The sequence below is a fragment of the Synechococcus sp. O70.2 genome, from assembly GCF_047462135.1.
Taxonomy (GTDB): domain Bacteria; phylum Cyanobacteriota; class Cyanobacteriia; order Thermostichales; family Thermostichaceae; genus Thermostichus.
In genome coordinates this window covers 162,445-175,697 of the sequence record NZ_JANSIS010000002.1, presented here as the reverse complement: position 1 = coordinate 175,697, position 13,253 = coordinate 162,445, and the positions used below count along the sequence as shown (strand labels likewise).

Sequence of the window (13,253 nt, the reverse complement as noted above, 5' to 3'; positions counted from 1 at the left end):
ATCTCTACCCACATTTCCATCTCAAACATTTAGACTGCAAATAGGTTGCATTCTTTGGTTGCCATGGCCCAGAAACAGTGGTTCAAAAGCTTTGACGACATGATCCAGGGATCCAAAACTCCCATTCTGGTGGATTTTTACGCCACCTGGTGCGGTCCCTGTCAGGTAATGGCGCAGGTGTTGGAGCAGGTGAAGCCCCAGGTGGGGGACGCCATTGCTTTCGTGAAGGTAGATATAGACAAGTACCCCAACATTGCCGCTCGCTGGGGGATCTACGCCGTGCCGACCCTAATCTTGTTCAAGGACGGGAGGCCGGTTGACCGCATCGAGGGACTGCTGCAGCCTCGCGCCTTGGTGGAGCGGCTGCGGGCGCAGGTCAATCTGTCGGTAGGCTAGGTCCCGGCCGACGGCTAGTTCCCGGATAGGCAGCGAAGGCGGCACTAGGTCTTTGCCAGGGCTTGAGGGCTATTTGGGTGTGCCAGTTCTACACGTCCACCTGCCGGGAGAGGTGCCCTACCGCAAAGCCTGGGCTTGGCAGCAGACCAGACTGACCCAGATGATCCGCAATCCCCAGCTACCGGATGGGCTACTGTTGCTTACCCACCCGCCGGTGTACACCCTGGGGGCAGGAGCAGATCCCCGATTCCTCAAGAGTCTCTCCGAACCAATAGGATCCCCGGCTGTCCAACCAAAATCCCCTTCTGGACAAGGGCCGGAGGTCCTGCGGGTGGAGCGGGGCGGCGAAGTGACCTACCACGGGCCAGGGCAGTGGGTGGGGTATGCAATCCTCAACCTCAAACGCCACTGTCTGGATATCCACTGGTACCTACGCCAACTGGAGCAGGTGGTCATCGAGACTGTGGCTTACTTTGGCTTGAGGGGGGAGCGGATCCCTGGCCTAACGGGGGTTTGGGTGGAAGGGCACAAAGTGGCCGCCATTGGCATCAAGGTCTCCCGCTGGATCACCTACCACGGCTTTGCCCTCAACGTTTGTCCAGATCTAGCTGCCTTCGAGGCCATCGTGCCCTGTGGGATCCCTGACCGACCTGTGGGATCCCTGGTGCAGTTTTGTCCGGAGGTGACGATGGCTGCTGTGGCCCCAGTCCTGGTGAAGTCTTTTTGTGAAGTCTTCGGGCTGCAGGCCCAGGCAGTTTCCCTAGAGGAGTGGCTGGGGGGCAAGGAAGAAAGCTGAACTTAGCCGGTTGCTTACTCCACCCCCAATTGGCGCAGCAGTTGCTGAATGATGGTTTGATCGGCAAAGTTGCCGCTTTTGGAAAAGAGAGCCAACGCCTGGCGAAAGTCGGCCATAGCGGCCTCTCGCTTCCCCATTTGCAGGTGGGCTACGCCACGGCTGAAGTAGGCTTCCGGGATCCCCGGATCCAACTGGATGGCCCGCTCGGCATCGGTCAGAGCTTCTTGGGGCTGGCGCAAGGAGTTGTAAACGTAGCTGCGGTTCACGTAGGCCGGCGCATAGGTGGGATCCAACTGCACTGCTCGATCCAGATCTGCCAAAGCCGCCACCGGATCCCCCCGCAACAACTTGAGGGATCCCTGCCAGTTGAACTCAGAAGCCGTTTTTGGGCCTGAAGTGCTCTCAGCAGGAGTTGGCCAAGAGAGAGCAGGGGCAGCAGCCAAGAATGCTGTTAGGAAACTGATCAGGGCCACCCTTCCCAATCGACGCTTCATTGGCTCTGCACTGCTAAGGATCCCAAGCCACTCCAGCATAAACTGTCGGCAAGAGGGGCAACTCTTGAACCTCAATTGGACTTAAAAGGAAAGCTTCTGGAATAGATGAGAAACGGGTAGGGCAAATCCTGGAATGACTTCTTCACCCTCGAGAAGATCTACCGATTTGAGGAGACGATCGGGCTCTTCAGAGCTGCGATACACCAGGATGTAGTGCTCAATGGGGTGGACGAGCCAAACCAGGCGGCTGCCATTTTCAAAGTACTCCACCAGCTTGTCATGAATTTCTTCGATTGTATTGCCGGAAGAGAGCACTTCAACAGCCAGATCGGGGGCACCCTCTAAAAATCCTGTGGGCAGTTCGGTCATGCCCTGCAAGCGTTCTTTGGCAAAAAAAGAAATGTCAGGGGAGCGCCAATTGCCACTCTTCATCTTAAAAGCAGTGCTGGAATCTAAAACGACTCCCAGCTTCTTGGACAAAACGTAGGAGGCTAAAGCCGCTAATAGGAGACTGCAGACATAACCATGGAGTGCCCCTGCGCTTCCCATATCAATTGGCTTTCCATCAACAACTTCATAGCGATGCCCCTCTTTGGACAACGCCATGAAAGCTTCCGCTGTCCAAGATCTTCCTTCCTGGGTTAGCGCAGCTCCAAGGGTCATCTGCAAACTCCCTGTTGCTTCTAGGTCAATTTCCCGCTCTTAAACAGTCTGGCGGCAGCGTAGGTCAAAGCTGCGGGGATAACTCAAGCGGGGAGGCCAAACGCTAGAATAGCTTGGCTTATCCTATCGTACTGACGGAAAAGGCACCTTGATCGAGCGCTACACTCTGCCGGAAATGGGCCAGATCTGGTCCACCGCCCACAAGCTCCAAACCTGGCTGCAGGTAGAACTGGCCGTTTGTGAAGCCCAGGCGGAGCTGGGGCGGATCCCTCAAGAGGCCCTGCAGGAGATCAAAGCCAAAGCCGCTTTTGACCCAGCGCGGGTTTTGGAAATTGAGGCGGAAGTGAAGCACGACGTCATCGCCTTCTTGACCAATCTCAACGAGCACGTGGGTGAGGCGGGACGTTACATCCACCTAGGCCTGACCAGCTCGGATGTGTTGGATACAGCCCTGGCCCTGCAGCTAGTGGCCTCTGTGGAGCTCCTGCAAGCTCGCCTAGCGGATCTCATCGCTGCGCTGCGTGAGCAAGCTCGGCAACACCGCTACACCCTCATGATTGGCCGCACCCACGGCGTCCATGCTGAGCCCATCACCTTTGGCTTCAAGCTGGCCGGCTGGCTAGCCGAGTGCCTACGCCACCAGGAGCGCCTGGCGCGCCTGCGGGAGGTGGTGGCGGTGGGCAAGATCTCTGGGGCTGTGGGCACCTACGCCAACGTGCCTCCCCAGGTGGAGCAATTGGCCTGCGCCCGCTTGGGCCTCAAGCCGGATACGGTCTCAACCCAGGTGATTTCTCGGGATCGCCACGCTGAGTATGTGCAGACTTTGGCCTTGATTGGGTCTTCCCTGGAGCGCTTTGCCACCGAGATCCGCCACCTGCAGCGGACGGAGGTGTTGGAGGCCGAAGAGTACTTTGCCCCCGGCCAAAAAGGCTCCTCCGCCATGCCTCACAAGCGCAACCCCATCAAAGCGGAACAATTGACAGGGATCGCCCGCCTGCTAAGGGGGTACGCCCTCTCGGCCCTGGAAAACATCCCCCTCTGGCATGAGCGGGACATCTCCCACAGCTCGGTGGAGCGGGTGATCCTGCCCGATGCTTCCATTCTCTGCCACTATCTGCTGGTCAACATGGCGGATCTGGTGCGCCACCTGCAGGTTTACCCTGCCAACATGGAGCGCAACCTCACCCTCTACGGCGGTGTTGTCTTCAGCCAGCAGGTGCTTTTGGCTTTAGTGGAAAAGGGCTTGAGCCGTGAGGAAGCCTACCGTCTTGTCCAAGAGAATGCTCACCGCGCCTGGAACCAGCCTGGCGGGGATTTCCGCGCCAATTTGCTGGCAGATCCCCGGGTGATGGCTCACCTGAGCGAGGCGGAGTTGCAGGCCTGCTTCGACCCGCAGCGGCACCTTACCCACCTAGACGAGATCTTTGCCCGCCTAGGCATTTGAGGATCCCCTATGGTTTGGCAGCGGCAGCACGTTTTGGGCCTGGCGGATTTTACTCCGGAAGAATACCAGATCGTTTTGCAAACCGCCGCCAGCTTTCAGGAAGTGTTGACCCGGCGGCTGCCCAAGGTGCCCACCCTGCAGGGAAAGGTGGTAGTGACGCTGTTTTTCGAGCCTTCCACCCGCACCCGCAGCAGCTTTGAGCTGGCGGCCAAGCGCCTGTCAGCCGATGTGCTCAACTTTTCCCCCGGCACTTCTTCCCTGGCCAAGGGGGAAACCATTCTGGATACAGTTCGCACCTTCTTGGCCATGGGCTCCGACGTGCTCATCGTCCGCCACGCCCAGGCCGGGGTGCCGCAGCAGTTGGCCGCCGAGATCGACCGGCGCGGATCCCATACGGGGGTGTTGAATGCGGGAGACGGCCTGCACGAACACCCCACCCAAGGGCTGCTGGATCTGTTTACCCTCTGTAGCCATCTGGATCCCCAGCGGCCTCGCCTCGAGCTGCTCCAGGGGGTGAAAGTGGCCATTGTCGGCGACATCCTCCACTCGCGGGTGGCTCGCTCCAACATCTACGCCCTGGTGGCTGCTGGCGCAGACGTCCACCTGGCCGGCCCACCTACCCTGCTGCCGAAAGACTTTGCTCAGTTTGTGCCCGGCCATACCCTGCCAGTGCACTGGCAGTTGGAGCCAGCCCTGGAAGGAGCCCGCTTTGTCATTGCCCTGCGCTTGCAGCAAGAGCGGATGAGCGAATTCCTCCTCCCCAGCTTGCAGGAATACCACCACCTTTTCGGCCTCACCCGGCAGCGGCTGCGCCTGTGCCACCCAGAAGTAAGGGTCTTACACCCCGGTCCGGTTAACCGCGGCGTCGAACTCAGTTCTGAGGTGATGGAGGACCCCGACCTCAACCTCATCGAGCGGCAGGTTGCCCACGGCGTGGCGGTGCGCATGGCGCTGCTGTACCTGATGGGGGGCGGGCGGATCCCAGCCTAGAGCCCAGCTCTACCGCTAGTCTGGCTTGCTGGCGGCTCCTTGTTGGTAATGATGGGATCAAGACCTTACCCCTAGAGAGGATTCCTATGACCATTGTCGCCGCTGAAAAGCTGCAGGGCTTGCTCTCGGAGCTGGCCGACATTGAAACCATTACTGATCCGTCAGAAGTGGCCAAGTTGTCCCTGGACTTTTACCACTACAGCCCTGTGCTCAGCCGGCAGTTGAGCGACAAGCGAGGGGATGTGGTGGTGCGCCCAGCCAACGAACAAGAGGTCCAGCGAGTGGCAGCAGCCTGTGCCAAGTGGCGGCTTCCTCTCACCGTACGGGGCGCGGGCACTGGCAACTACGGCCAGTGCATTCCCCTAGCTGGCGGCGTGATCCTAGAGATGAGCAAGCTCAATCAGGTGATCTGGGCCAAGCCGGGGCTAGCGCGGGTGCAGGCAGGGATCAAGCTGGCTGCAATTGACAAACACACCCGCGAGATGGGTTGGGAGATCCGCATGGCTCCTTCCACCTACCGCACAGCCACCATCGGCGGCTTCATTGCCGGGGGCAGCGGCGGCATTGGCTCCGTTACCTACGGCCAACTGCTGGATCGAGGAAACATTCTAGGACTGCGGGTGGTGACGGTGGAGGAAGAGCCGCGGATCCTGGAGCTGCGGGGAGACGACGTGTTCAAAGTCAGCCACGCCTGGGGCCTCACCGGGATCATCACCGAGGTGGAGATCCCCCTGGCGCCGGCTTACCCGTGGGCAGAGCTGATTGTAGCCTTCCCTCCTGAGGGGGGGTTTATGCCCTGCGCCCGGTTTGGCCAGGCTCTAGCCGCTGCCGATGGCATCCTAAAAAAACTCATCAGCCTGCATGCTTGGCCGATCCCCAGCTATTTCGCGCCGCTACGGGGTTATTTGCCGGAGGGATCTGCTGTAGCCCTGTTGATGGTGGCCGAATGCAGCCTGGAGCCGCTGCTAGAGCTCATCCGGGAGCATGGCGGCCAGGTGGTCTACAACAAAACGGCCCAGGAGGCCGCCAAAGGGATCTCGCTGGGGGAATTTTCCTGGAACCACACCACTCTGCACTGCCGCAGCGTGGATCCCAATTTGACCTATCTGCAGTCGATTTTCCCGCCTGACCGGGAGCTGAAGCTGGTGCAGCATCTATACGAGTACTTTGGCGACGAAGTGCTGATGCACTTGGAAATGATTCGCCTTGGCGGACAGGCCATCCCCGTGGGTCTCCAAATTGTCCGCTTTACCACCGAAGAGCGGCTCAACGAGATCATGCGCTACCACGAGGCCCAGGGAGTGTTCATCGCCAACCCCCACACCTTCATCCTCGAAGAAGGAGGCCGCAAGGTGATGGATCCGCGCCAGGTCCGTTTCAAAGAAGAGGTGGATCCCTATGGGCTGCTCAACCCGGGCAAGACGCGCACCTGGCAAGGCCGAGCCTCTGCTTAAAAGGGGGAAGGCAGATGCTGGGGCAATAGCAGCAGCAAGGGCGGGAGAAACAGCCAAGCTGCCACTGCCACAGAAGCCAGCGCTGCCACCAACACTGCCCCAGCAGCACAGTCTTTGGCAACTTCTGCCAGCAGGTGATAGCGACTGCCCAAGGTGAGATCCACCACTGCTTCTAGGGCAGTATTCACCAGCTCGAGAGCCATCACCAGACCACTGGTCAGGCTGATCAAGGCCATCTCCACGGCGCTCAACCGCAGGGCCAGGCCCAAGCCAAAGGCCAACACCGCTGCCAGGAGGTGGATGCGAAAGTTGCGCTGGGTGCGAACGGCGTACAGCAAGCCCCTGCCCGCATAGTAAAAACTCTTGCCCAGGTTGGTGGCCACGCACCAAGAAAGGGGGCGCCGCCAGGGATCCTCCCTTGGAGACTCAACCGGGGCCATAGAATCATCTGCCCAGCGCAGGGGCGAGGGAAAGCGACTAGGGCTGTCGGCCATGAGCCACCTCCAGATCTTCTTGGATGGCAGCAAGCAGGTTTTGCTGTTGCTGTAGCATGCGCTGTAGGGAAAGTTCATCGGGGTGATCCCACCCCAGAAGATGCAGCAGCCCGTGACTGGCTAGCCAGGCCAGTTCGTGGGATAGTGAGTGTCCTTGCGCCTTGGCCTGGGCGCAGGCGGTAGGCACAGAAATCACAATATCCCCCAGTAGACGCACTCCTGTTAGCTTCTGCACCTCCACAGGAGCAGCCATTTCCTCAGCGGCAAAGGCCAGCACATCGGTGGGGGCGTCGATGTGACGAAACTCGCGGTTGAGCTGGCGAATGCGTTCGTCGGAAGTAAGGCAGAGGCTGAGTTCGCAGGGATCCGTCACCCCCAGCTTACCCAACCAAACCTCAAACCAACGTCGCCAAGTGGCCTCCTCAATGGGGCTGGGGACCTGCAGCTCCAGGTACAGATCCAGAAACCCCTCCATGCAGCTCTCGCTCACACCATGCCCCCTATTCTACTGGCTTGCTCAAGTTAAGCTCGGCTTGGGAGCTGGGGCTGCCTTCCTCTGTTCGACAAGCTGCGCCAGCGCTTGCCGTAGCCGATTTTCCAACCTCTGTTGGCTATCGTTAAACAACTTCGCCGGGAACAGATCCCCAGCAATGCCGACGGCCCAGGCCCCTGCCCGCAAGTACTCCGCAGCATTGGCTAGGGTAACCCCGCCGGTTGGGATCAAAGGCAGGGATCCCAGCACTGGCTGGAGGTGGCGCAAGTAGCGGGGCCCTCCCAGGCTTTCTGCTGGAAACACCTTCACTGCCGCTGCCCCTGCTTGCCAAGCTCTCCAGATCTCGCTGGGGGTGAGCGCACCGGCAACGATGGGCAGCCCCACCTCCTGGCCCCAGCGGATGAGGTTCTCGTCGGTGAAGGGGCAAACACAGAACTGGGCTCCTGCCTGCCAAGCTTGCTCTGCCATCTGCCGATTGAAGACCGTGCCCACTCCTATCCAACACTGCGGGTGCTCCCGTCGCAGGTGGCTAACTAGCTGCAAATACTGGGGAACTTGCGTGGTGATTTCGATGTGGCGGATCCCGGCTCGGATGGCCAGAGTGGCCCCCGCCAGGGCTTGGGCGTGGCTGGCCAAGAGGCGAATCACGGCAATCAAGGGCTGCTGCCATAAGTCAAGTAGCCAGAGGTGCTGTGACCCATTCCTGAAACTGCGTTCAGAACTCTCGAAGGCCATCTTTTGCAGTTGCCCAGCTTAGGTTTACCACCATTTTCTGCACTGGAGCCCGGTTTTGCCTTACCAGCCAGTAGCCTGATAGGTCGCAAACGACCGCCCTTGGTATCTTTAGGGGCGGTAGCTGCTGAGAGTGGGGGGAGCGATGAGTCTCAGGAGGAAGGCAAGCAGCCTAAAGGCATGGGCAATTCTGGGGTTGCTGGCCCTCCTGCTGTGGGGAGGATGGATGAGGGTTGCTCCATCGCAGGCGCAGAGTGTCCACCAACTGCAACAGCGGCAGCAGCACATCCAACAGCAAATCCAGCGCACCCGGCGCCGTCTTGGGGAGCTGCGCCAAGCCGAAGAAGAAGCCCGCCGCCGCATGGGATCCCTGCAGCGAAACCTTCAACAGACCGAAGTTAGCCTGCGGGACAACCAATACCGGCTGGAGCAAGCCCAGAAAGGGCTAGAGCAAGCGCAGCAAGAGTTGCAAGAGCTGGAAGAGCGCCTGAGACGGCAGCAACGGGGTACGGCTGCCCGCTTACGCTACATGCAGCGGCAGGGATCTGAACAGTGGTGGGCTTTGCTGCTCACCAGCCGTGACCTCAACGAGTTTTTTGACCGCCGCCACCAATTGCAACTGTTGATCGAGGCGGATCGGCAGTTAATCCAAAAGCTGCAGGCGATGGCCAAGGAGGTGGAGCAACAGCGCATTGCCCTGGAGGCGCAGCGCAACGAGATCTCCCTAATCCTGCAGGAGCTGGCGGCTCAGAAAAACCAACTGCAGCAGCAGGCTGCCCTCCAAGAGCAGCTCATAAGCCGCTTGGCCAAAGAGCGTGCTGCCTACGAGGCAGCCCAGCGGCGTCTGGAAGCCGACTCCCAACAGCTGACCCGTCTCATCCAATACCTGATCGCCCAACAGGCTCAGCAGCGAGGGGGCAGGGATCCTGTTCAGGGAACAGGCCGGCTGATCCCACCGGTGCACGGGCCGATCACCAGCGGCTTCGGCTGGCGGGTTCACCCCATCTATGGCATCCGCCGCTTCCACACTGGGATCGATTTTGGTGTGCCCACTGGCACCCCCGTGAGAGCGTCAGACCGAGGCACCGTCATCTACGCCGGCTGGTACGGCGGCTACGGCTACACGGTCATTGTCAACCACGGCGGCGGTATCACGACCCTCTACGCCCACAACAGCCGCATCACCGTAGGGGTAGGCCAAAAGGTTCAGCGCGGGCAAGTCATTGCTGCTTCCGGCTCCACCGGCCTCTCCACCGGCCCCCACGTTCACTTGGAGGTGCGAGTCAACGGCCAGCCGGTCGATCCCCGCCGCTATCTGTAGAGCAACGCCTCTGCCGGCAGGGGCTGCAGGGATCCCGCCTGCAAAAGCCAGCGCACATCGGCAATAGAAGACAGCTCCTCTGGGTCGTGGGAAACCACCAGCACCGTCCAAGTGGATTTCAGCCGGGCCAACAGCTCGATCACCTGCTGTCGCACCGACCAATCTAGCCCCGCTGTCGGCTCATCCAGCAGCAGCAAAAGGGGGCCGCGAACAAGCTGCACCGCCAAGGCCAGGCGCCGCTGTTGCCCGCCACTGAGGCGGTTGGGGGAGCTCTGGAGAGGGATCCCTTCTAGTCCCACTTGTTTGAGGGCGTTCTCAACTTCCCTTGGGGTCAGCTCCGGGTGGCCAAAGCGCATTTCTTCCAGCACCGTCAGGCCACAGAAGTGCCGCTCAGGAAACTGAAACACCAGCCCTGCCAGGCTGCGCAGCTGCTGAGGAGAGAGCTCTGTTCCTCCCCAGGCAATCCGCCCGCGTGTGGGCCGCGCCAAGCCGGCCAAAATTTCCAGCAGGGTGCTTTTGCCAGCCCCACTTTTGCCCACAATCAGCCCCAACTGGTTCAAGCCCAGCTCAAAGGAGAGATCGCGAAGAATCGGCTGGGGAAGGGCTGCCGGATGGTAGAAAAGGTGCTGCACCTGCAACATGGGCGCCTGAGCTGGGAGAGTTGAAGACTAAAGCCATTCTTCTAGGCGCCCAAGTTGATCCCGGAAGCCATAGGTGAGTTCGCGGTACCACTCCCGCAGCTCAAATTGATCCACAGCCCGCCGCAAAGCTTCTTGCGACCGCTCGATTGGGCGCAGGGCGGCAGGTGGGATCCCTTCTTGGGCAGCCCATTGTTCAAACAGAGCCAGCTCCGTTTGCAGGTAGAGAATAAGATTGGCCACATCCTGAGGATGGGGGTAGTGAGTGGCATCTGGCATAGAGGACTTAACCAGCGGAACTAGCTCCATTTTGGCCAAGAATCCACTCTGCTGCCGCCCAAACCCAACAAGATTCGGGAGGAGGTTTTCTCCGCCCCTGCCTACTTCCGCGAGATAATACAAGGGAAAACGCTCACTGCTGTCACTCATGACCCAAAGGCTTTTGTTCGTGTGTCTGGGCAACATCTGCCGTTCTCCCGCTGCTGAGGGGATCACCAACTACTTGCTGCGCAGCAGCGGCTACGAAGGAGCCATCCTTTGTGACTCGGCAGGGACAGCCGCCTATCACATTGGCAGCCCACCGGATCGGCGCATGCGCCAGGTTGCCCAGCGCTACGGGCTAGAGCTGCAGGGCCGGGCCCGCCAAATCCATCCTCTGGATCTGCGGGAGTTCGACTTGATCCTGGCCATGGATCGGCAAAATTACCGAGATATCCTGAGCCTAGATCCCCAGAGGAAATACGCCGAGAAGGTGCGCCTAATCTGCAGCTACTGTCGCTCTCACACCGATGAAGAAGTTCCAGACCCGTACTACGGGGGCGAGGCTGGGTTTCACTATGTCATCGAGCTACTTTGGGATGCCTGTAGCGGTCTCCTAGAGTCGCTAATCCCTGGGATCCAATGCCCGCCGTTGCCAACCCAGCCTTCTCAGCCTTCTGCATCCCCTCCTGCTGCATAGACAGGCTTGCTAGGTAAGCCCTAGAATGGTCAGCTAATGCCTAGGAGCTTCTCTACAACAACCAGTCCCTCGCAGGAAATTCTTTACCAGCCGGAAGTGTACTTTTTGTAAGGGTGGAGCTATGACCTCTCCCACAGCAACTTTGGGTTACCCCCGAATTGGTAAAAATCGTGAGCTGAAGAAGGCACTGGAGTCCTTTTGGAGTCAAAAATCTGACGCGACTAGTCTCCAGCAAAGCCTGCAACAGGTGATGTTGGCTAACTGGCAAACCCAGAAAGATGCAGGTATTGACCATATCGGTATTGGAGACACTTCTCTCTATGACTTGGTTCTGGACTGGATTGTATTTTTGGGACTGATCCCCAAGCGGTTTCGCCACTTGTCAGGTCTTGATCAGTACTTTGCCATGGCCCGAGGGAAAGAGAACATCCCGGCCCTGGAAATGACCAAGTGGTTTGATACCAACTACCATTACCTAGTGCCAGAGATCGATGAGGATACTCAACCTAAAGCGGATTTTTCTAGTTTCCTGGAAGTAGTTAACCAAGCACAAAGCCTTCTGGGACAAAGAGCTGTTCCCATCATTCTTAGCCCCGTAACCCTACTTTGCCTGAGTCGCCTCAAGGGAAGTTTGCAAGAGCATTTGCATCGTTTACTGCCCTTGTATGCTGAGTTGCTGAGGCAGCTCGCTGCGCGTGGCGTTACTGAAGTGCAGTTCCACGAGCCAATCTTAGTTACAAGCCGAGCAGAAGCCCTGAGAGAAGCAATTACAACTACGTATACCCAATTGGCCACTGCGGAGGTTCCAATTCACCTTGTAACCTATTTTGACGACTTGGGGAACACCTATCCCTGGGTTGTGGAATTGCCAGTGGCAGGCATTGGTCTAGATTTTACGCGGGGGAACAATTTAGAACTTCTGCAGACATATGGCTTTCCCCGGAGCAAGCAATTGGGCGTGGGTCTGGTTGATGCGCGCAACGTCTGGAAAATTCGTCCCCAGCGGGTGCTTTCTATCCTAGAGAGCATCCAAAAGGTTACCACCAATTTGCGAATTCAGCCTTCTGCGTCCTTGCAATTTGTGCCCTATGATGCCCGACGGGAAACCCACCTGCCCACGCCTCTGCGTCAAGTGCTGAGTTTTGCAGAACAGAAGCTAGAGGAAGTTGTCCTCCTGGCCCAGGGAGGTTCAGCAGCCCAAGAGCAACTGGCTGTCATTGAAGCCCAGTGGCAGGAATTTGCCCAGTTTAGCCCCCCAAATCCAACTGTACGGGAGCGAGTTCGCCAGATAACCCCCCAAAGCCTGGAGCGTGCTCTACCCTACGACCAACGCCGCCCTCTGCAGCCTCAACTGCCCTTTTTGCCCACCACCACCATTGGCTCGTTTCCCCAAACTGAGGAAGTACGACAACTGCGGGTCAAGCGCAAACGGGGTGAGATCACTCAGGCGGAGTACGAAGCAGCCATTGATGCGGAAATTGCCCGTTGCATCCGGTGGCAGGAGGAGGTGGGGCTAGACGTTTTGGTTCACGGGGAATTCGAGCGCACCGATATGGTGGAGTTTTTCGGGCAACAGCTAGAAGGCTTTGCCTTTACAGAACACGGCTGGGTGCAGAGCTACGGTAGCCGTTGCGTACGTCCACCCATTATCTATGGTGACGTGGCGCGCCGCCAGCCCATGACGGTGCGGGAGTTTCGTGTGGCCCAATCCCTGACTTCGAAAATTGTAAAAGGGATGTTAACAGGGCCCGTAACCCTATTGAACTGGTCTTTTGCACGGGACGATCTCCCAAGACGGGAGCAGGCAATGCAAATTGCTTTGGCATTGCGGGATGAGGTGGCTGACCTGGAGGCTGCAGGCGCCAAGATGGTGCAAATTGATGAGCCAGCCCTGCGGGAGGGTCTACCCCTAAAGCAAGAACGTTGGGACGAATACTTATCTTGGGCAGTGGATGCTTTTCGCTTGACTGCAGGCGTTGCTAAGCCGGAAACCCAAATTCACACCCACATGTGTTACTCAGAGTTTGGTGACATCATGCCCCACATTCAGCGCTTGGATGCAGATGTACTGTCCATTGAAAATAGCCGCAGCAACAACGAAACCCTGCGACAAATTGCGGAGGCAGGCTACCAACATCAAGTGGGGAATGGAGTTTACGACGTCCACAGCCCAGTAGTACCTACTGTAGAGCAGATCGTTCAACAACTGAAGACCGCTATGGAGCTTCTGCCACTGCAGCAAATCTGGGTAAATCCTGACTGTGGACTGAAAACCCGCCGCTGGGAGGAGGTCATCCCTGCTTTGAAGAACATGGTGGCAGCAGCAAAAACGCTGCGGGAAGAAATCTCTTCCTCAGCCCAGTAAAACAACTTGCCGACA

General features: G+C 58.6%; 15 protein-coding genes. 8 read left to right on the top strand and 7 right to left on the bottom strand.

Annotated elements, in window-relative coordinates:
* Window positions 1-63: 63 nt before the first annotated feature.
* Entirely contained in the window at window positions 64-396 is a 333-nt protein-coding gene (gene trxA, locus NW812_RS03370) for a thioredoxin (RefSeq protein ID WP_414394061.1), read from the top strand.
* A gap of 79 nt (window positions 397-475) precedes the next feature.
* Window positions 476-1,192, top strand: a complete 717-nt coding sequence (lipB, locus tag NW812_RS03365) for a lipoyl(octanoyl) transferase LipB (protein WP_414394059.1) — start codon at window positions 476-478, stop codon at window positions 1,190-1,192.
* A 14-nt stretch (window positions 1,193-1,206) separates the two neighbouring features.
* Here lipB and NW812_RS03360 read toward each other — a convergent pair whose 3' ends face one another.
* Both NW812_RS03360 and NW812_RS03355 read right to left on the bottom strand, forming a co-directional pair.
* On the bottom strand, window positions 1,207-1,686 hold the full coding sequence (locus NW812_RS03360; RefSeq protein ID WP_414394057.1) for a tetratricopeptide repeat protein: 480 nt from the start codon (window positions 1,684-1,686) through the stop codon (window positions 1,207-1,209).
* A gap of 81 nt (window positions 1,687-1,767) precedes the next feature.
* Window positions 1,768-2,349 (bottom strand): Uma2 family endonuclease, encoded by a 582-nt coding sequence (locus NW812_RS03355; protein ID WP_414394055.1) that lies wholly within the window; start codon window positions 2,347-2,349, stop codon window positions 1,768-1,770.
* 148 nt (window positions 2,350-2,497) lie between these two features.
* Here NW812_RS03355 and purB point away from each other — a divergent pair, with 148 nt between their 5' ends.
* From purB to NW812_RS03340, 3 genes are all read left to right on the top strand, one after another.
* Window positions 2,498-3,793 carry an adenylosuccinate lyase gene (purB, locus tag NW812_RS03350; protein WP_414394053.1) on the top strand — a complete coding sequence of 432 codons (1,296 nt, stop codon included), beginning with the start codon at window positions 2,498-2,500 and terminating at the stop codon, window positions 3,791-3,793.
* Between the two features lie 9 nt (window positions 3,794-3,802).
* Window positions 3,803-4,783 (top strand): aspartate carbamoyltransferase catalytic subunit, encoded by a 981-nt coding sequence (locus tag NW812_RS03345; protein ID WP_414394051.1) that lies wholly within the window; start codon window positions 3,803-3,805, stop codon window positions 4,781-4,783.
* Window positions 4,784-4,869: 86 nt separating this feature from the next.
* Window positions 4,870-6,237, top strand: a complete 1,368-nt coding sequence (locus tag NW812_RS03340; protein WP_414394049.1) for an FAD-binding oxidoreductase — start codon at window positions 4,870-4,872, stop codon at window positions 6,235-6,237.
* On the opposite strand, the gene NW812_RS03335 is transcribed toward NW812_RS03340, so the two are convergent.
* The 3 genes from NW812_RS03335 to NW812_RS03325 are packed head-to-tail and all read right to left on the bottom strand — an operon-like array spanning window position 6,234 to window position 7,881.
* A complete protein-coding gene (locus NW812_RS03335) occupies window positions 6,234-6,677 on the bottom strand; it encodes a diacylglycerol kinase family protein (protein ID WP_414394048.1) in 444 nt (147 codons plus the stop codon). The two genes, NW812_RS03340 and NW812_RS03335, sit on opposite strands and share 4 nt — an antisense overlap.
* Before the next feature lie 37 nt (window positions 6,678-6,714).
* The gene (ybeY, locus tag NW812_RS03330; protein WP_414394046.1) at window positions 6,715-7,221 is read right to left on the bottom strand and encodes an rRNA maturation RNase YbeY; all 507 of its coding nucleotides are present in this window, start codon (window positions 7,219-7,221) and stop codon (window positions 6,715-6,717) included.
* Between the two features lie 27 nt (window positions 7,222-7,248).
* Window positions 7,249-7,881, bottom strand: a complete 633-nt coding sequence (locus tag NW812_RS03325) for a bifunctional 4-hydroxy-2-oxoglutarate aldolase/2-dehydro-3-deoxy-phosphogluconate aldolase (RefSeq protein ID WP_414394044.1) — start codon at window positions 7,879-7,881, stop codon at window positions 7,249-7,251.
* A gap of 301 nt (window positions 7,882-8,182) precedes the next feature.
* Between NW812_RS03325 and NW812_RS03320 the strand changes: the two genes are divergently transcribed.
* Window positions 8,183-9,277: a murein hydrolase activator EnvC family protein gene (locus NW812_RS03320; protein ID WP_414394042.1), complete on the top strand. Its 1,095-nt coding sequence runs from the start codon at window positions 8,183-8,185 to the stop codon at window positions 9,275-9,277.
* Here NW812_RS03320 and NW812_RS03315 read toward each other — a convergent pair.
* Together NW812_RS03315 and NW812_RS03310 are read right to left on the bottom strand one after the other, a co-directional pair.
* A complete protein-coding gene (locus tag NW812_RS03315) occupies window positions 9,268-9,918 on the bottom strand; it encodes an ABC transporter ATP-binding protein (protein ID WP_414394040.1) in 651 nt (216 codons plus the stop codon). The genes NW812_RS03320 and NW812_RS03315 overlap by 10 nt on opposite strands.
* A 27-nt stretch (window positions 9,919-9,945) precedes the next feature.
* Window positions 9,946-10,224: a hypothetical protein gene (locus tag NW812_RS03310; RefSeq protein ID WP_414394038.1), complete on the bottom strand. Its 279-nt coding sequence runs from the start codon at window positions 10,222-10,224 to the stop codon at window positions 9,946-9,948.
* A 118-nt stretch (window positions 10,225-10,342) separates the two neighbouring features.
* Here NW812_RS03310 and NW812_RS03305 point away from each other — a divergent pair, with 118 nt between their 5' ends.
* Together NW812_RS03305 and metE are read left to right on the top strand one after the other, a co-directional pair.
* Window positions 10,343-10,873 (top strand): low molecular weight protein-tyrosine-phosphatase, encoded by a 531-nt coding sequence (locus NW812_RS03305; RefSeq protein WP_414394036.1) that lies wholly within the window; start codon window positions 10,343-10,345, stop codon window positions 10,871-10,873.
* A gap of 121 nt (window positions 10,874-10,994) precedes the next feature.
* Entirely contained in the window at window positions 10,995-13,238 is a 2,244-nt protein-coding gene (gene metE, locus NW812_RS03300) for a 5-methyltetrahydropteroyltriglutamate--homocysteine S-methyltransferase (protein WP_414394034.1), read from the top strand.
* Window positions 13,239-13,253: the final 15 nt, after the last annotated feature.